Below are 16765 nucleotides of genomic sequence, written 5' to 3' on the forward strand. Positions count from 1 at the left end.
TCTAATTGCCGAACCGCCTCGCTGCCAAAACAAAAAAAAGGTCTTCGGGAATGGGGCGATGCCTTCGGCGGCAAGCTACGCGTAATGTTGGTCAAACAGTTGTGCAAATCATGTGTCGAAACATTGTAGGCTGTGGATCGCAGGGTCTACAGTCTGACGATGAAAATAAATCGGCATGGTCGCGCCAAGGTTCTAACGCAGTCAGAGATACAGCTAATCTTCAGTGATGGCTTAGACAATAACCGCGATCGCACTTTGTTCGGTGTCTGCCTGTTCAGTGCTTGCCGTATCCGCGAATGCTGTACGCTACAAACTCAAGATATCTACACACCCAAGGGTAACGTTAGACCCCGGCTGGTGATTCGGAAAGCAAACACCAAGGGGAAACTGGCTACTAGGTCTATACCAGTGATTGAAGACTTACGGCGGTTACTGGTTGAATACTACCCACTGGCAGGAGATGATTATCTGTTCCCCGGTCGCAGTGATGGGCACATAAGCGTTGACTCAGCCGCTAGGATTTTGAGAGAAGCTTGTCAGCAGGTGGATATTTTTGGAGTGAGTACCCATAGCTTTAGAAGGACTGCTTTAACTCAGATGAGTAACGCCGGAATACCACTGAGAGTTATTCAGGAAATCTCAGGGCATCGGAATTTAGAACAGCTACAGAGATATTTAGAAGTGACTGAGGATCAGGTATTGGGAGCGGCGGCGGCGTTGTCGATGCTGTCACCAGTTGGGGGAGATGTCGGGAAATATTGGTTAGACGACATCCAGGTTAAACAGCCGCACAGTAAGCATTAAGAGCGTATTACACTGTCCCCACGACGCTATCTAGATTGTGATGCTTGGTGACTCATCTCTGCCTGCTGCATTTCATCCACCATTTGTTTGCTGTTACGTAGATATGCCGCAAATAGCAAGACTGAGAATGTGATGATTGTTAGACCAATTAAAGTGCCTGAAAAAGAGTCATAAAGCCCATGTAGCACGGCTGATATTGCCACTCCAATAAAGATAATCGGAGCCTTGCGAGATGGGTTAATCGCTGCTAGACCAAAGAAGTAACCAACAATGCCTGCCCAGATAGCATGATTTAGTGGTAAAGAGACAAATCGTATAGTATTACTAAGCACATAATTTCCTAAAGATTCTTCACCAAACTCTTGTGTAGCCAGAATATTGGCGTATATAAATGAGTAGCTAACACCTTCGGCAATGGCAAATCCTAGTCCTGATATTGCTCCATAAAAAGCAGCAGTTAGTGGATCGTTCAATTTACCTGGGCGTAACAGAAATAAATAAATTGGCAGAGCCTTGCACAATTCCTCCAATACGCCCACGCCAAACACAAAACCTATAATTTTTGGAAGTAAGCCTAGTCCCCCATTAATAGGAGTGATGGCGGCGTAAAGAAAGCTAAACGGAGGGACTGTTTGAATAAACAAGTCTATGGGTATGCCTACAAAGGCGGTAAAAAAAACACATTTAAGTGTGTCTTTCCAAGAAAACTGTACAGGCTTGATTAAGTTATAAAGAATTATGCCCCAAATTGAAGCATAATAAGCACCCAAACTCCAAGACACATCGGACAATCCAGCCCTACCAACAACTAACATCAAGGTCAAAGGAAATAGCCCAAAAAATAGCAGGAGTTTTACAGTCCTACTGTTATACAAATTGGGACTGAGCGCTTGTCTGTAGGGGATAACAGAAGAAAACTGAAACGTCTGTAGAGCCGCTATAAACTCAGATTCTCTGGACTGTTGCTTTGCGGAACCTATTAAGTTTGGTACTGGGTTGACTTGCCTGACCTCTTCAAAGCTAGGCTCAATTTTTGGAACTTGTACATTAGAGCGTTCAGATTGAGTTGGTTTTATTTCCAGACTAGGTACTGGTATCTCTCCCAGTTCAAACTCTTCAGTCCAATCAGGAAAATCTTTACCTGCCTGTTGCCCATAAATCCTCACTGTCTTGATAGATGCAACTTCTAAGCTCATCAGCCCTTTACGTATAAAGGCAACTAGGGATTCCTGATTTGGTAATTGATCTGCTTGCAGTATTATCTCAAAGCAGCCATCCATTAGATTAGCTTCTACAAGAATACCCTTGGGTTGCAGATGGCGGTTCATCAGGGCAACAATCGCCTGTGGACTACCCTGCTTTGCCAGTTCTAAAAGATTTGGCTGATTCGCTGTCGGATTACTGACAAAGCCGTTCATGGTCAACGTTCTCTAAATGCTTTCTAACTAAAATTGTCCTTTACCCAGCATTCCCAAATCCTCAACATAATCGCTTAACCTTTAAAAGTTTAATTTTTATTAATTTTATTTAATTTTATTTAATTAATTTCTCCCTGCCTTAAAGCCTTCACCACTCAGGAACTCATCGTTTATCAGCAACAGAATTTTATCTGTGTCTTTCCCTTTGTTGGCATAGCTGGCAGGATTAGACGGGTCTTTCTTGTTTTCCATGCCGAACTTAGCATTATGGCTGATTATTTCGTCTTTGTGCTGTTCAATCCAGTCACGCACTAGCAAGCCATTACAGCCCGATAAATCTCTCAGGGCTTGGTTAGTAATTGCTAGGCGATCGCCCTCAAGAGTTGCCACAGTATCGTTGTACAAACAGATTGCCTGATAAGACCTGCGAATTTTTTCTACAGCTGCCCCAGCCGTTTTGCTCCCCCACACCTGGGCATCAGTCTTGGCTTGCCAGTCAATCTCTTCCTTTGGTGGTGCGACCTTGGCAGGCGTGGCAGTCGTAGCAGGTGCGATAGTTCCCCCAAGAGTTACCTTGTTCACCACCTCAATAACTTTCTGTTCTAGCCAAGAGTCTAACTCGGTGACATTCAGAGTAACTGTTTGGGGTTGCTGTGCTGTGGTTGACATTGCTGCTTTCTCCTGTTGTAATTGGTTATTGGCTTGCTCTAACTGGTTATTAGTCTCTTGTAACTGTTTAACTTGAGCTTCTAATTGGGCTAATTTTTGGTGTGCTGACTGTAATTGCTTTGCAGTGTCCAGCCGATTGTTAAATGACTCAATTAGCTGGTTGATTACTGATTGCTGGTTAGGTGCTTCTAGCTTAAGAAGCAAGTGGCGAATAGCTTCTAAATCTGAGGAACTAACCCGAACATTTGAAATTTTTTCTTTCTCTGGTGCGCTTGGATAGCCTACAGGTTTCGTAGTGTAATAATCTGAATAACCAAGGGTAGTAGTGATGTGTTTCAAATCGCTATCACTGATTTTTTCACCTGGGGTAATATGACCTAAGAAACAAGCAGCAAAGTACATTTTTGCCCCTAGTGAACCCGTACAATCCCGTTCGGTAACAAGACAGGCACAAGCTGCCCTTAGAGCTTTACAGTCATTTTGCTCTTGACCGTGACGGAAGTTTAAAAGCGGTTCTCTGCTATCCTTGCCACCAAAATACTCTTGAACTACCCGACGTAATGAATTACCGCGTCTATCTTCAATAGCTTTATTTTGTGCTGCTACATCACTCTTGAACTCATTAGAAACCTGTTTCAGTAATTCCTTAGTGCTGGCATCCTTCCGTAAGTGGTTCAAGCGCTCAATGATATAACTAGCAGGGAATAAAGTAGAAATTTTAAATACTGGCTTTTCACCGCGTTTTTTACCTTGACCCTCAAAATTGACTTGATAGGATTCACCATCAATCGGGGTAAATTTCCCTCTGGCTAAAATCTCATGAGGTCTTCTACCTGTAGCAGCTATCAAGCCCACTGCTAACTCGTGAGGATGTTCACTAGCTAACAAGTTAGAAGTCACTTCTAAATATGTCTCTGGGTTAATCTCAATGCCTGTATTGCCATCTTCACCAGCATTCGTTAGGCGTGAGCTTACCCGTGTAGTCTCGTTACGCTCCTCCCAATCCTTTTTGTCCAATCCACACAGCAGCAAGACATAGTGTTTTAGCTCGTTTCCTGTAACGTTACCTTGTGCATCATGCTTGGGTACAGAAGCAGCGTTTTTGCCTTGCTCTAGTTGCAGTAATTTGAATTTCTTGTAGAAGCCAGCCCGACTCAACACAGTGCCTAAGCTTTTGATGCTGTAGCTGGTTTTGGTGTTAATAAACTCGTTAAAAGCTTCACAGTGTGGCTTGATTTCCTCAAGACTTTGCAAATCCTTAACCGCTTCAAACAGTTGCTCCACTTGCTCCTGAACTGCTTTAGACATCTGACTGACTCCCTTTTATCTTTAAGCTGTTACTACCTTAACTAACAAGTTAGATAAAGTCAATAACCTGTTAAAAATATCTAACATATTATTGACATAATATAACAGGTTAGCTATATTAATAACAGGTTGAACAAACCACAGAAAAAGCGGGCTACTAACCCGCAGCTTAAAAATAAAGGTGATCTCATGTTACTCACAATTGCTAAACCTCAACAATCCCAAGCTACTAGCGACTACTACGATGGTGAATTCGACGCGGTTCTAGGACTACCACCAAAAACAACCGAAGGCGAATACTGGGCAGGATATCTAGCTAAAGTGAACGAGACGGGTAACACACCATTCTAAGAACTAAAGGGAGGCTAAAACCTCCCTTAATTTTTGCTTACTTCCTGAATTGCCCTTGTGGCTGTATCACAGAGTTAGCTGGTTGACTTGTTAATCTTCCTGCTACGGTTCCTACTCCCACAAGCCCGATCATGCTGAAAATAATTAACTTAATTGGCAATTCACTGAGACTGAAAACATACAGCGATCGCTTCTCAAATTCCCAATTAACCATCATAAATTGCACTGGATTAAAATCAAACCATTCCTGACTTCTGATTAACTCAATATTGCATTGCTTAAACTGTTGATGTAGTTTACTTTCTACATCTGCCATATCCTCTACATAAATAGTTTTGAGAATTTTTACATTGCAAGGCGGCTGATTACGATGGAATGCATCAAGCCTAGCTGATGGATTGCGAGATAACCCAATTTTGCATCTACGTAACCACACACCAGGGATTAAGCCATGATAACCCTCTGCTTCCATTAAATATATAAACCCTGGCTCATGGTCATTTTTTGACTGATAGATAATAGCTGGAATTTCATCAAAATTCATGTACTTACTTCCAGACTATCTTGTTGCTAACTGTGCGTTTTTTGCAGTTTAAACAGCGATATCTATTATCGTTTTGTAGTTTTAAATTTGCACTTCCGCAGTGTGGGCAATGGGGACTTGTGCCAGATTGGTAGCTACCCTCTATAGTCAAAATTGGTGGCAAGGATGCCATTGTGCCAGTGCTTACTGTACGAGGTTTTGAGGTTTCGGTTGCCAGTCCGTTACCAATCGTGTCAGGAGACTTGGCAAGCCTAGCCAGTCGCTTTACTGACTCTATTTCTTGATAGTTGAAATTTACTCTATCAAGGTTAGGTAAAAAGTAAAGTTTAGGTGAACGGCTATCGACTACTAAGGCTACTCTCAATAATCTGGCATCGTCAGTAACTAACTCATTTTTATGGTCAATGTACTCTTCAATAGCGTCTAAGTTCCGAGCTAACTTAGCCAAATTAGACTCACTATTTTTACCCTTGCCATAGGTGTTTAGGTAATGTCTAATCTTGGGAATACCAATGATTATCTCGGTAAAAAGTGACCTATCATCATTGGTAAATCCTGGGATTTGTTTAGTCATCACGGATTGACCCGATACAATCCAGCCGATGTTATTATGTCCAAACTGCTTGAGAATTTTCTTAAAGTTTTCGCCTGTTTCGTATGGCTCACTAGAAGAATTAAGGGTATTGTCTAACTCTTCCCATACCCAAATTTGAAAGTAGTTAGCTGCATACTGGGTATTTTGAATACGGAATTTACCATCGTCTAGACAATCTTCAAATGACTTAATAGCGGCGGTTGTGTCGCCATATTTAAGGAAAGGTTCTAGAGGATAACTAGAATCTTTGAGTGAACCGACAGCAGCGGGGTAACTCACATTTACTAAGGTGTGTGGCACTCTCTCACCCTTACCAGTATTGCCGCGAGTACATCCAGTTTTGAGGATTTCGCTAATCATCACAGCGCTTGTGGGAGTTTTGCCCATGCCCGGATCTGCTATCAACCTATAACGCACGGGGCTACTAACTATGTAATTGATAAATTCTTCAGGAGTCCCAACCATCAACTTAATTTCATCTGCTTTGATGGCTGGCTCCATACGGTAGCTGACCACAACACAATCGGTTATTTCCAGCTTGCGAACGCTTGTTATTTTGAATAGCCCTAACTTTTTAGTCAGTATCTCAGAATGCCTCTTAATTGCATCTACGACGGCTTGAGGGTCAACAGAGCGCGAATACTCATAGCCCACATCTACAACGCCGTCAGGCTTAATCTGGAAGCCTTTAACGTTTAAAGCCAACCTGATATCACTAAACAAGGTACGCGCTATTTCGTTGGCGATTTTCCCGTTGATATCAAAGCCAAAATCACCATACACGGGTTCTAGTAAATCACCTTGTAATTGTTGCTCTAGCATCCTTACCCGTAGCTCTAAGCCGTCCTTGACCTCTAGCAGGGTGTCGTAGGCTTCCTGGTGTTTAGCGATCGCGCTGTTGTGGTGGTCTAGGTATTGGCTATGAGTATTCAAGAGTAGATGCCGTTGCCCTTGATGCCGTTCATAAACTTCTTTAACTAGCGATTGCATCTGTTCTATGACAGCAAAAGCTTCTTGTGTAAGTTCAAATTCCTTACCTACTTCTTGCTGGATAATTTGCTCTTTCTTGGCGGTGAACTCTTGAGTCAATTCGGTATCTAATCGCTGATTGAAACTATCACTAAACTCTCGTAATTCGGCTTCTTTGTTCTCACAAATTTGGGTTAATTCTCTGGCTTCATCTTCTAACTCATTTATCCAAATTAATAGCCGCTTATTCTCTTGTGATAACTCTAAACTTTTATTTGACTCTTGCTGTAACTGTGACTTAATCAAAGTCAGTTCAGTTTTTAGCCCAGTGATAGCAGTTAACGCCGCGTCTCTAGCGTTTTGGATATCGAATTTTAGTTGATTGGCAGTTTCTAAGAGTGTTTTTAGCTTGGTGTTCTCAATGGTTAAGTCAGTGATTGAAGCTGATAATTTGTTCTTAATTGTGTTGAGTTTAGTATCGTAAACGAAGGCTACAATACCACCACCAAATAACGCGCCGCCAGTGCCAAAACCTATAGTTTGAGCCAAGTTTTTGTTAGCAATACCTAACCATAAGCCACCAAGTAAACCCAAACCACTCGCAGTTACTAGAGAGAAAACTTTATTAGACATAATTAAACTCCAAATATTAACTAGGCAGTAGGTTAACTACTGCCAATATTTCTAAGCTGATTTCAATGATTTATCACCTAAACTTTTGATAAAAGCTGATGTGTCTAGCTGGGCTTGCTGGGCTTCATGGAATGCTTTCTCAGCTTTTGACTTTTGTTTACTCAACACGGCTTCACTCTCAGCCAACGTGTAAGGCAACATTGCCTGTCTAACAGCCGTTTTATGAGATTGGGAAATATAATCTACACCTTTCTCTAGTGTGATTTTTTGCTGTTTTTGCAGTTCTAAGAATTGCTGGTAGACTTTCTCTATCTCACTTTGAGCAACTAAGCCCGATGCAAATGCTTTGGCTTTTTCAGCCAGTGCTTTGAACTGAGAACCCGCGTATTTATTAGCCCAAACTATTAACTCGTTGTAACGAATTTCACCTTCATACTGTGCCTTGGCATTTTCGTATTCTGCTACTGTTGCCTGATTTTTAATCTCTGGGTTTTTGACATCTGTTACTCGTGTAAGGTCAGGACTGTAAACATTAGCTGCTAGTTGATCTAATGATGAACGCTCAAAACCAGGGAGTGACACGTTAACAGAACTCGTAGCTGAATCATAGGCTACGCTACCGTGTATTGTAGTTTCGGGTCTTGGGTCTTCTTTAAAGTTAGTAATTACTGGAGTAGTAATACTTTTTTGACCATTACTGTAAATTCTCGTGGTGTTTGTAGCCGTTGTCTTTTGCCGGTTCTCAACTGCTTTCTTAGCTCTAGAATTGGCATCCATGCTTAATTCCTCTAGTCATTTTGTGGGCTTCAAATTTGATTTTTAATCTGGTTATCTTGTCTTCGAGTTGCTGATATTTTTTCATCAGATGCTCATCGATATCAAAGTAATCAGCCGTCTCTTGAATGCTGTCAGTACTCAATAGATCGTTTTTTTCTTGTTCCATAGATTGAAACTGGTAAAAAGCTTTGAACCTGTTACTGAACAAGTAACAGGCAATTCTTGAACTAGCGGCGAGTAGTGCCACCACGATGTAATGGTTGTGAAGGTTGGGAAGGTTGAGGGCTACCCGCATCATTAGCCAGCGATGGAAGGGCAGCGGCTAGTAGTAGGGCGAGTACGGCGATAATTGGGTATACTTTCATGAGTTCAATTCCTTGAATAGGTTGAATGGGCAACTGCGGTTACTTTCTCAGGGCGATCGCAGTTGTTTAAAAATCTTCTAGCAGTGCGGATAGTCGTTTGATAACAGGGTCTTCGTTTTGAACAATGTCATCTTGGGGTAAAGGTTGAGCCTTGGATGCTGGCTGCTGTACCTGGGGAACATATTGGTAATCAGCCAAAAATGAGTATCCTTTAAGCTTTAAATCCATTAGCAGGTAGTTCAAGACTTCGCTTGGGCTATCGCACTCTAGTTGCTCTTGAAGCAAGCGGAAATAATGCCTTAGATGGGGCTTAATCGTGGTTCGCATTGATTTACTCCTTATCTTCAATGGGAGACAGTTTTATAACGGCATCTTCTAAATGTTTGATTACCTCAACATTCCCCTTTGTGCGGTACAGCCAAGATGCGATTGCCTGTAGCAAGTCTGCAAGCGAAAACTTTTCTTGAGCCAAAAGACTAATAAAATCTTCTACAAAAACGCTCAATCCCTCTCTACGAGCCTCACGCAAAGCATCGGAAATTGAATTCTTTTCATCATCGTGCATCATGTTTTCAAGCCCTCCAAATCATTAAAGTTGCTGTAATTTTTCAAGCGTCAATTGCTCAACTGTGGCGGCGGCGGCCTGCTGTTCTAACTCGAAAATCTTCAAACCTTTTTCAATGCCACGGGCGATCGCTTGTTGTGCCTCCAATTCATCCAACACGGTTTGATTAGTTTTGGTGCGATTGGCTTCGGTGGTGATTCGGTCTTTGATAGTGCTGATTCTGTCTTGAACTGATAGGTTTAGCGCGGTTGTGTTTTTTTGGATGGTTGCCAGCTTAGTTTCCAGTGCTTCTGTGTGCCTTATAGGAGACAATGCTGAGGTAGATGTCTTACTGGCTTGTTGTGGTTTGTGGTTCTCTCTGGCAACTTTAAAGGCATATTCTGAAGCGTTTTTGCAAGACTTCAACTCTTGCATTGCTTCAAATGCCCGGTGGGTATAGATGCCATTGGATCTAAATTCACTTTCTGGTAGCCAGTGCCATGCCTCAAAGATGCGATTGGCATAACCATAGACCGAACGAACGGACACTGAAAGCCGTTCCGCTAACTCGTTTGCAGTGAAAGTTTGCGGTGAAGCTTCAGTGGAACTTTCAGCCACATTGCATTCAATATCGATAAACTCTTGGCTCATAAGGGTTTTAAGTGTTTGCAGTCGCTTACAGCTAATTGCATTAGTTGCATTAGTTTGCAATATAGCATAAACTGCATACTAAGTAAATAAGTTTACTTTGTCCAATAGCGCTATTAAGGCATGAAGTGCAAAAATATAAGCACTACAGGCTTAGAGTTGTTATATGGATGAAACTAAAGTTGTTGCTATTCGAGTAGAGATGCCTGATGAACTAAGAAATCAGTTCAAGTCAGTCGTAGCCAGAGAAGGGAAAAACATGAGAGATGTTCTACTCAGTTTTATTAAAGACTATGTGGCTGAACGTGAATCGAGCCAAGGCAAGGAAGCGATATGACCAATTCACAGCGACTAGACCATGTAGAAGATGAACTAGAAACTGTAAAACAGCTTCTAGTGTCTACAGCCAGATACGCAGAATCAGCGAATAGGCGGCTTGATGAGTTGACCTTAAAACAAGACCGTACCCAATCTCAGCTTGACCAGATTGGGGGAAAGGTTGACCAACTTTCTGATAAGGTTGATAGTTTTGTCACCCACACGCAACGCCTATTTACAAGGGCAGGCAGTGAGGTAGAAGAAACAAAGGCACGAACTGAACGATTAGAAGCACTTATGCTAAAGCTTGACCGAAACTTTGAAGAACAAAAATCTCAGTTTCAGGAGTTTCAAATCACCACGGGCGCTGCCTTGGAGCGAATTGACAGAATTTTGGACTATCTACTCAGACAGCAAGGTGGTAATCCAAATCCCCCATCCTAACCGCGACCTCAGTTGACTGATTTTGAAAACAGGCGATCGCAATTTTTAATGACAATTTCCGTTATTTCTTAGTAGTACTAAAATGTTGACAATTATACCTGAAACAGAACAAACAATAATACTCAAAAAGCTTAACGGATTACCACCTTTTTACCTTTTAGGTGATCTAAATCTTAAGCAAATAGAGCATTGGTTTAGTGTGAAATCGATATGTCAAAAAATACATTCGGTGCTAGAAAGATTTTTTTCTGGCAATCCTCCCTTAGAAGAATTAGTAAATGAAGATAAAGAACTTTTTGGCAGATTGCTTGATTTTTATGTCACTTTGTACTTTGTTATTCATTGGGGGTGGAAGGACATAGAAGCAGCTTTTGCTAAATGGCATACCAGCTATTACACGGATAAATTACCTTTTGAGTCACCAGGTGAAACGCTGGCAGAAATTTTAGAGAGGGATGCAGCTGTTATGTTTTGGCAGTGCAAGCAAGGCAGATTTGATTTTAGACCACGAAAACTTTATCAGTTGCATCTACAGAAAAAGAAAAAAGCTAAAGGTAAACTTAGCGACCAAGCTAGCCTTCAATATGAAAAAGATGCAAAAGCTTTGGCAAGACCTTTTGAGTCGTTGAGAGAACTAGAAATATTTTGCGTTGAGGCTTCTTATCTGGGGGCGCAGGAACGAAATGACATATTTCTCAATTTCAAAATCCAAGAACTTCTACAAAAAAGCGACCGATTAAGCGATGAACTTAATCGTTACTTTAGAGACGCAAAAGGCCATGCTTGGGAAGATGGTAACAAGCTAGAAACAATAAAAGAAGGTGGAACTTATAAAAGAGGTGCTTAACATTTCTACATATCTGTGCAAAAAAAGGCATTTTGAGTATTTATACCTAACTATTTATGTTCCAACAGAAAGAGACAACCTGTATTCTCAAATCAGTAGATAAAAAAATGCCAGCTACACAGCCCTAGCTTTTTGAGTGCGATCGCGGATTAACCAACGGTAAGCGCACAAAGAAACGTTTATCAGACGTTTCGCCCCAGACTATGCCACCAGCAAGCTGTATATATATATGTACTAATAGCTTACCGATTAATCCACCAGATCCGCAAAATTTTAAAAGAAAGCTAGGGGCTGTCCACCACAAATTTAAGGACAGTCTATGAAAAAGATTAATGCGCGGGTATCCCCCCCCGCACACTGCTCAAAAAAACTTTATCTAGCAAGGATTATAGCAAAATCCCCCCCCATAAGTCAATCTCAGCGTTACGAGAAATTGATTCAGTCGATAGATAAAGGAGAATTGACATCAAGCCTTGAAATACTTGCACAGACTGGTATTGAAGGTGATACAGCGATTTTCTCCATTGCCAACCTTCAATATTTGGAGGTGCGAGCGTGAACAATCCCTACACTCAAGGCGCGATCGCACTTCTAACCCCGTGCCGTGCTTGCAGTTATGAGCGTGGTTTGGTAATTATTCGCTTCCCAAATGACAAGGGTTTTGCAAGGTGTGGTCGATGTGATGCCGCGCTTTATTCACTAGGCGATCGCCAGTCTGGGGAGGTAACAGCATGACTACTACTGTTCCTCCAGAAAAATTAGCATGTCCGAAATGCCACTTTGAGCCAGTTGTCAATGTTCTTTCAATTGATGGACAGCGAGTAGGAATCCTTTGCGCCCAGTGCTTTGAGCTTCGAGCGATCGCGATTAAGGCAGAAGTTCATGAGCGCAATCGTGAGGTGGTAGCATGAGAGGATTTTGCAAGCTACCCTCTGTCGATTCTTCGCTTTTATCTACGCGGCAAGAATTACGAAAAGTTTTTCGTAGATTCAATAAACGGGGTAATCTTCGGCGGAACCTCCCAGCCATCAAGCAAGCAGCGAAGATTGAACCTTGGGAGCCATTGCCAGAGGCGATGCCTGAAGCAATGCAACTTGAATTAGAGCGCAGTGCAATTGACCCTGAAATAGCCGAGCTTAATTTCAAATCGCTGTCAGGGAATGGAGGTTTTGAATACCTGCTGTACTCCAACAGAATCAGCCGCCGCAACGATGGACGGTTACGCGACGGAGACATGAGGCGATATGCTCATCTCTCTAATGGTGGCTGGTGGTGTGATGGGATAAATGTTATCACCTGGCTAGATTCCCTTTGGGGATGCCTCAAGCCCAACACGCCGAGAATAGATGAAAATGGCAAGTTAATTAAGTATGAGCATCCCCTAAAAGTTGACACAGAAATTTTTGCCTTACGGGTTCCCGCTCGGATTTGGGAATTAATTAGCCGCCGCTATGATGTGGCACTTCCAGAAAATTACCAAAGTTTACCTTATAGCGATTTTTGGCGATGGGTGATCAAAAATACCCAAATTCCCATTATCCTTTGCGAAGGTTGTAAAAAAGCGGCTGCAATTCTGTCTTGTGGTTATGTGGCGATCGGACTACCTGGGGTATGGGGAGGCTGCCGCCGATTAAAAGATGAATACGGCGAAAATAGCGGCGCACCATACCTTATCCCACAGTTAACCGTATTTGCTCAACCAGGTAGGCGGATTTATTTCTGTTTTGATGCCGATACGAAGCGCACCGCAATTAGAACTGTGAACTGTGCGATCGCCAAAACTGCCAAGCTTTTATCTTTGCGCGGCTGTGAAGTCCGAGTAATGGGGTGGCATCCAGCATTGGGTAAAGGCATTGATGATTTAATAGTGGCTTGCGGTCGTGAACAATTTGATATTGTTTACTGCAATGTTCAAAAATTGGATGAATGGAACACCAGGCAATTAAGGCGGCTTACATACACTCCAGATTTGAGCTTAAATCAGCGTTACCTGGGTGAGATATCTATTCCATCGGGTAAGCAGCTAATAGGCTTTGTATCGCCAAAAAACACAGGCAAAACTCATTTACTCCAGTGGCTAACTGACCCAATAATTCGCGCTGGTGAAAGGAAAGTGTTGGTAATCACCCATCGGGTACAGCTAGCAACTCAGCTTGTAAAAAAACTAGGATTACCCTTTATTGACGAATTAAAAGAGACTGAGGAAGGCTCACATTTCGGAATGGGGCTAGTAATTGATAGCTTACATCCAAAAAGCAAAGCCAAATTTAATCCTGATGAATGGAAGGGGTGCTGGTTGATTTTGGATGAAATCATGCAGCTAATCTGGCATTTGCTGAATAGTACTACTTGCCAGAGCGATCGCGTAGCAATAATCAAAAACTTTAAACGTTTGTTACTCAACGTTGTCAATTATGGCGGTAAAATCTTTATTGCTGATGCTGACTTAAATGATATTGGCATCGACTTTATCAAGGGAATTATCGGACAAGAAATTGATACTTTTTTGGTTGAGAACACATTTAAATTTGTAGAGCCTTGGCAGATAAGTTTAGTACGAGGTAATAATCCAGCACAGTTAATTAAAGTACTTACCCAAAAGTTAGAGAATGGTAAAAAATGCTTTGTTGCTTTATCTGGGCAACGAGCTAGTTCTAAGTGGGGTTCCCGCAATTTGGAGGCTTACTATAGAAAGTTACTACCTCAGCTAAGAATTTTACGAATTGATTCTAAAACTACAATTACTCCTGCTCATCCTGCTTTTGGTTGTACAGATAATTTAAATGAGGTAGTCAAAGACTATGATTTAATTCTCACAACCTCAACTATTGAAACTGGGGTATCAATTGAAGAAAAGCATTTTGATTATGTTTTCGGGATTTTTCAAGGTGTACAGACTACCGATGGTGTAAGACAGCATTTATCACGTTATCGCCCTCCAGTTCCGCGTTATATTTGGCTTGCTCCAGTAGGTATCAACAGAGTAGGTAATGGTTCAAATAGTGTCAAAGCCTTACTAGCAGGTGAATACAAGAAGAATAGAGCAAATATTAAAAAGCTAGTTGATTTGGGTTTTGAGGAATCTATAGAAGGCAATTTCGAGAGTATTTGTATTAATACTTGGGCAAAATTAGGAGCCATCATTAATGATGGAATGAATAGCTATGACAAGCAAATTATTAGTGATTTGAAAGATGAGGGTCATATAATCTGTGAACTGAGTGAGAATGAGTCACCAGAAACCGCAGAGGTAGAGGCTACTAAACAAGCAATTTATGAAAACTGTAAAGAAGAATACACGGGACATTGTGAGAGTGTAGCCGTATCTGAAAGCCTTACAGATGAACAATTTTTAAAGTTAGATAAACAGAATTGTAAAACTGAGGAGCAACAGCTACAACACAGGAAAGGTGAGATTGAAAGACGTTACAATATTCTCGCTACTTCAGACTTAGTAGAGAAGGATGATAAAAATTGGTATTCGCTAATTCGCTTACATTATTATCTGGGCACGGGTAGAGAGTTTCTACCAGACCGAGAAATCAATGTAATGTCTACTGCTTTAAAAAATGGCGATGGTGATTATTTTATTCCTGATACTAATAAAAGCCTTATCGGGAAAAAGATTGATGCTTTGTATTGGCTCCAATTTAATGAGCTTATGCAAGTTGACGAAATTAGTAATAATCATCAGTTAGCAATTGAATTGCTAGAGAAGGGTAAGAAAAATTCTTACGATTTAAAATTGGTGCTAAATGTAGATTTTGCGAAAATCAAAACACCGATGGAAGCTTGTCGGCGGCTATCTGCTTTGATTGGGCACAAACTACCCTTGCTAAGAAAAGAAGGCAATCGCAATCAGCAAATTAGAATTTATGGCACTCCAGCCCCAGACTTTCAAAGAGATGATGAAGCAAATCTAGTTTTAGTGGATGGCCGCGCTGTTCCCGTGAGCGATCGCCGAGAGGAAGTTTTCACGGCATGGGTAGAGCGCGATATCCTAGCCAGAGAAAAAGCCGCCAAAGCAAAACTAGAGGCCCTTGCACTTACAACAATTCCCAATTGCCAATTGTCAGCAGTTACGGAACCCGAAATTAATTCACTTCCTACATTAGAAGAACAATACACAAAACCGGAAACACAAACATTAGCAGATGTTCAAGAGTTATCAGTTGTTAGTCATCAGTCGTTATCAGACATAACAGCAACGAAACTGCGGGAAGTTCGCTACTGGGGAGAACTGAACCTTACGCAATCAGAAGTTGACGAGGCATGGCTATTACTTACCCAAGATGAACAATCGCGCCTCTGGCAACTCCACCAAGAATATCAGCAGGCGATCGCTACTGCTAAAACTCCCACAGTAATATTAGGTGAAACTCGATGCCGAGTTTGGCACTACAGCCAATGGTTAGAGGCAACTATTAGTTATTGGGAAGATAGACCACACGAAAAGTTTTTTAAGGCGATTGTCAATTTCATTGATGGGCGCGATCGTATTGTGTGGCAGAGAGAATCTATTCAGTTGGCTTAAAGTTACTTTTTACGATTTTTAAAAAGGGTAAATCACCAAGCCGTTGCTAACACTTGATTCTAGCCAGATCGGGATAGAATCAAATTGGCGTGTTTGGCGTAAAAATGGCTCACTCTCAATATAAGAAGAATAAAGCTTTTGGCTATTTCAAAGAAGGCTGGAATGCTCCCGATGTTGCTGCCAAGATGAAACTCCCGATCCGAACTTGCCAGCGCTGGATGAGCGAATTTTTAGAAGCTAACCCAATAATTGAAAGTAATTTAGCGGTTATTAATGATCTTTCTGGACAAGTAAGTAAAATAGTTACCTCGTCACCAGAGGTAATAGCTGAAGATTTTTGGATATCCGAAGCAAAAGCGTTAGTGATTGAACACAAAGAAATTCATACAAAGGTGCGACGCAAGCTTGGCGATCTTTTAGTTGCTGCAATGGAGCAACCAGAATATAACTTACGAGCGCTCAATACACTTTCTCAGGCTTTGTTGAGGCATAGCGACTTTGAAAGGCAAACACTATCCTTAGCTACACTCGATATAAACCGTGCTTACAAACTACTGACTGATTACGGAATGATAGTTTTAGATCCGCGTGTTGAGGCAGACTCTGACTAACATTTGGAGGATTGGGGAGCGATGCCTATGACGGCAAGCTACGCCTAATGCCCAATACCCAATGCCCAATGTAAGGTAAAGGCAGAAGGGAGCAACGCGATTTTGTGAGGTGCTGCAACCTGGGACGTATATAGCTTGTTTCGGGATGCGATCGCAACTAAAAAACCAAGTTTTGTTGAGAATATAGAGGTATAATTGAGAACTAAACCCCGATCTCACTTTTTCGCGTTGCTCCCAGGCAGAATACTAGTCATGAGGTAGGTAAAGTGTACTGTAGGGGATTGTGACGGCGGTGGTGCGTAGCTTGCCGCCGATCGCCCCTCTCTTCATTCCCATTCCCGAAGACCTTTTTTTTGTTTTGGCAGCGAGGCGGTTCGGCAATTAGA

The 16765-nt window shown here is 41.8% G+C and carries 19 protein-coding genes; 9 read left to right on the forward strand and 10 right to left on the reverse strand.

Annotated elements, in window-relative coordinates; genetic code table 11:
* The first annotated feature begins 159 nt into the window (after positions 1-159).
* On the forward strand, positions 160-804 hold the full coding sequence (locus tag Q0541_RS18880) for a site-specific integrase (protein WP_298913486.1): 645 nt from the start codon (positions 160-162) through the stop codon (positions 802-804).
* A 26-nt stretch (positions 805-830) separates the two neighbouring features.
* Here the strand turns inward: Q0541_RS18880 and Q0541_RS18885 are convergent, their stop codons facing one another.
* Together Q0541_RS18885 and Q0541_RS18890 are read right to left on the reverse strand one after the other, a co-directional pair.
* Positions 831-2222 (reverse strand): PrsW family glutamic-type intramembrane protease, encoded by a 1392-nt coding sequence (locus tag Q0541_RS18885; RefSeq protein ID WP_298913492.1) that lies wholly within the window; start codon positions 2220-2222, stop codon positions 831-833.
* 123 nt (positions 2223-2345) lie between these two features.
* The gene (locus Q0541_RS18890; RefSeq protein ID WP_298913495.1) at positions 2346-4199 is read right to left on the reverse strand and encodes a protelomerase family protein; all 1854 of its coding nucleotides are present in this window, start codon (positions 4197-4199) and stop codon (positions 2346-2348) included.
* Positions 4200-4388: 189 nt separating this feature from the next.
* Here Q0541_RS18890 and Q0541_RS18895 point away from each other — a divergent pair, with 189 nt between their 5' ends.
* Entirely contained in the window at positions 4389-4550 is a 162-nt protein-coding gene (locus Q0541_RS18895; RefSeq protein WP_298913498.1) for a hypothetical protein, read from the forward strand.
* A gap of 37 nt (positions 4551-4587) precedes the next feature.
* On the opposite strand, the gene Q0541_RS18900 is transcribed toward Q0541_RS18895, so the two are convergent.
* The 8 genes from Q0541_RS18900 to Q0541_RS18935 form a co-directional block, all read right to left on the reverse strand.
* Positions 4588-5094, reverse strand: coding sequence for a GIY-YIG nuclease family protein (locus tag Q0541_RS18900; protein ID WP_298913501.1), 507 nt, complete (start codon positions 5092-5094; stop codon positions 4588-4590).
* Between the two features lie 4 nt (positions 5095-5098).
* Complete coding sequence (locus Q0541_RS18905; protein ID WP_298913504.1) at positions 5099-7291, reverse strand: hypothetical protein; 2193 nt, start codon at positions 7289-7291, stop codon at positions 5099-5101.
* Positions 7292-7342: 51 nt separating this feature from the next.
* Positions 7343-8068 (reverse strand): hypothetical protein, encoded by a 726-nt coding sequence (locus Q0541_RS18910; RefSeq protein WP_298913507.1) that lies wholly within the window; start codon positions 8066-8068, stop codon positions 7343-7345.
* On the reverse strand, positions 8052-8234 hold the full coding sequence (locus Q0541_RS18915) for a hypothetical protein (protein ID WP_298913510.1): 183 nt from the start codon (positions 8232-8234) through the stop codon (positions 8052-8054). The genes Q0541_RS18910 and Q0541_RS18915 overlap by 17 nt, the downstream gene beginning before the upstream one ends.
* 61 nt (positions 8235-8295) lie before the next feature.
* On the reverse strand, positions 8296-8433 hold the full coding sequence (locus Q0541_RS18920; RefSeq protein WP_298913513.1) for a hypothetical protein: 138 nt from the start codon (positions 8431-8433) through the stop codon (positions 8296-8298).
* Positions 8434-8499: 66 nt separating this feature from the next.
* Positions 8500-8760 (reverse strand): hypothetical protein, encoded by a 261-nt coding sequence (locus Q0541_RS18925; RefSeq protein ID WP_298913516.1) that lies wholly within the window; start codon positions 8758-8760, stop codon positions 8500-8502.
* Between the two features lie 4 nt (positions 8761-8764).
* Positions 8765-9001 (reverse strand): hypothetical protein, encoded by a 237-nt coding sequence (locus Q0541_RS18930; protein WP_298913519.1) that lies wholly within the window; start codon positions 8999-9001, stop codon positions 8765-8767.
* 21 nt (positions 9002-9022) lie between these two features.
* Positions 9023-9628 (reverse strand): hypothetical protein, encoded by a 606-nt coding sequence (locus Q0541_RS18935; protein ID WP_298913522.1) that lies wholly within the window; start codon positions 9626-9628, stop codon positions 9023-9025.
* A 163-nt stretch (positions 9629-9791) separates the two neighbouring features.
* Here Q0541_RS18935 and Q0541_RS18940 point away from each other — a divergent pair, with 163 nt between their 5' ends.
* The 7 genes from Q0541_RS18940 to Q0541_RS18970 all read left to right on the forward strand — a co-directional run bounded on the left by Q0541_RS18940 (position 9792) and on the right by Q0541_RS18970 (position 16379).
* Positions 9792-9962: a copy number control protein gene (locus Q0541_RS18940; protein ID WP_298913525.1), complete on the forward strand. Its 171-nt coding sequence runs from the start codon at positions 9792-9794 to the stop codon at positions 9960-9962.
* Positions 9959-10387 (forward strand): 6-aminohexanoate hydrolase, encoded by a 429-nt coding sequence (locus Q0541_RS18945; RefSeq protein ID WP_298913528.1) that lies wholly within the window; start codon positions 9959-9961, stop codon positions 10385-10387. Before Q0541_RS18940 ends, Q0541_RS18945 begins: the two co-directional genes overlap by 4 nt.
* An 82-nt stretch (positions 10388-10469) precedes the next feature.
* Complete coding sequence (locus tag Q0541_RS18950; protein ID WP_298913531.1) at positions 10470-11234, forward strand: hypothetical protein; 765 nt, start codon at positions 10470-10472, stop codon at positions 11232-11234.
* Between the two features lie 555 nt (positions 11235-11789).
* Positions 11790-11969, forward strand: coding sequence for a hypothetical protein (locus Q0541_RS18955; RefSeq protein ID WP_298913534.1), 180 nt, complete (start codon positions 11790-11792; stop codon positions 11967-11969).
* A complete protein-coding gene (locus Q0541_RS18960; RefSeq protein ID WP_298913537.1) occupies positions 11966-12145 on the forward strand; it encodes a hypothetical protein in 180 nt (59 codons plus the stop codon). The genes Q0541_RS18955 and Q0541_RS18960 overlap by 4 nt, the downstream gene beginning before the upstream one ends.
* Positions 12142-15768 (forward strand): plasmid replication protein, CyRepA1 family, encoded by a 3627-nt coding sequence (locus Q0541_RS18965; protein ID WP_298913540.1) that lies wholly within the window; start codon positions 12142-12144, stop codon positions 15766-15768. The genes Q0541_RS18960 and Q0541_RS18965 overlap by 4 nt, the downstream gene beginning before the upstream one ends.
* Before the next feature lie 104 nt (positions 15769-15872).
* A complete protein-coding gene (locus tag Q0541_RS18970) occupies positions 15873-16379 on the forward strand; it encodes a hypothetical protein (protein WP_298913542.1) in 507 nt (168 codons plus the stop codon).
* Positions 16380-16765 lie beyond the last annotated feature (386 nt).

It is taken from the genome of uncultured Nostoc sp. (assembly GCF_937863485.1).
Taxonomy (GTDB): domain Bacteria; phylum Cyanobacteriota; class Cyanobacteriia; order Cyanobacteriales; family Nostocaceae; genus Nostoc.

Bases quoted from the DNA above. Each gene is read 5' to 3' on its own strand.
- Q0541_RS18950 (WP_298913531.1), top strand. From the start codon at position 10,470: ATGTTGACAATTATACCTGAAACAGAACAAACAATAATACTCAAAAAG.
- Q0541_RS18925 (WP_298913516.1), bottom strand. From the start codon at position 8,760: ATGCGAACCACGATTAAGCCCCATCTAAGGCATTATTTCCGCTTGCTT.
- Q0541_RS18880 (WP_298913486.1), top strand. From the start codon at position 160: ATGAAAATAAATCGGCATGGTCGCGCCAAGGTTCTAACGCAGTCAGAG.
- Q0541_RS18930 (WP_298913519.1), bottom strand. From the start codon at position 9,001: ATGATGCACGATGATGAAAAGAATTCAATTTCCGATGCTTTGCGTGAG.
- Q0541_RS18965 (WP_298913540.1), top strand. From the start codon at position 12,142: ATGAGAGGATTTTGCAAGCTACCCTCTGTCGATTCTTCGCTTTTATCT.
- Q0541_RS18920 (WP_298913513.1), bottom strand. From the start codon at position 8,433: ATGAAAGTATACCCAATTATCGCCGTACTCGCCCTACTACTAGCCGCT.
- Q0541_RS18945 (WP_298913528.1), top strand. From the start codon at position 9,959: ATGACCAATTCACAGCGACTAGACCATGTAGAAGATGAACTAGAAACT.
- Q0541_RS18910 (WP_298913507.1), bottom strand. From the start codon at position 8,068: ATGGATGCCAATTCTAGAGCTAAGAAAGCAGTTGAGAACCGGCAAAAG.
- Q0541_RS18895 (WP_298913498.1), top strand. From the start codon at position 4,389: ATGTTACTCACAATTGCTAAACCTCAACAATCCCAAGCTACTAGCGAC.
- Q0541_RS18890 (WP_298913495.1), bottom strand. From the start codon at position 4,199: ATGTCTAAAGCAGTTCAGGAGCAAGTGGAGCAACTGTTTGAAGCGGTT.
- Q0541_RS18900 (WP_298913501.1), bottom strand. From the start codon at position 5,094: ATGAATTTTGATGAAATTCCAGCTATTATCTATCAGTCAAAAAATGAC.
- Q0541_RS18940 (WP_298913525.1), top strand. From the start codon at position 9,792: ATGGATGAAACTAAAGTTGTTGCTATTCGAGTAGAGATGCCTGATGAA.
- Q0541_RS18935 (WP_298913522.1), bottom strand. From the start codon at position 9,628: ATGAGCCAAGAGTTTATCGATATTGAATGCAATGTGGCTGAAAGTTCC.
- Q0541_RS18905 (WP_298913504.1), bottom strand. From the start codon at position 7,291: ATGTCTAATAAAGTTTTCTCTCTAGTAACTGCGAGTGGTTTGGGTTTA.
- Q0541_RS18970 (WP_298913542.1), top strand. From the start codon at position 15,873: ATGGCTCACTCTCAATATAAGAAGAATAAAGCTTTTGGCTATTTCAAA.
- Q0541_RS18960 (WP_298913537.1), top strand. From the start codon at position 11,966: ATGACTACTACTGTTCCTCCAGAAAAATTAGCATGTCCGAAATGCCAC.
- Q0541_RS18885 (WP_298913492.1), bottom strand. From the start codon at position 2,222: ATGAACGGCTTTGTCAGTAATCCGACAGCGAATCAGCCAAATCTTTTA.
- Q0541_RS18915 (WP_298913510.1), bottom strand. From the start codon at position 8,234: ATGGAACAAGAAAAAAACGATCTATTGAGTACTGACAGCATTCAAGAG.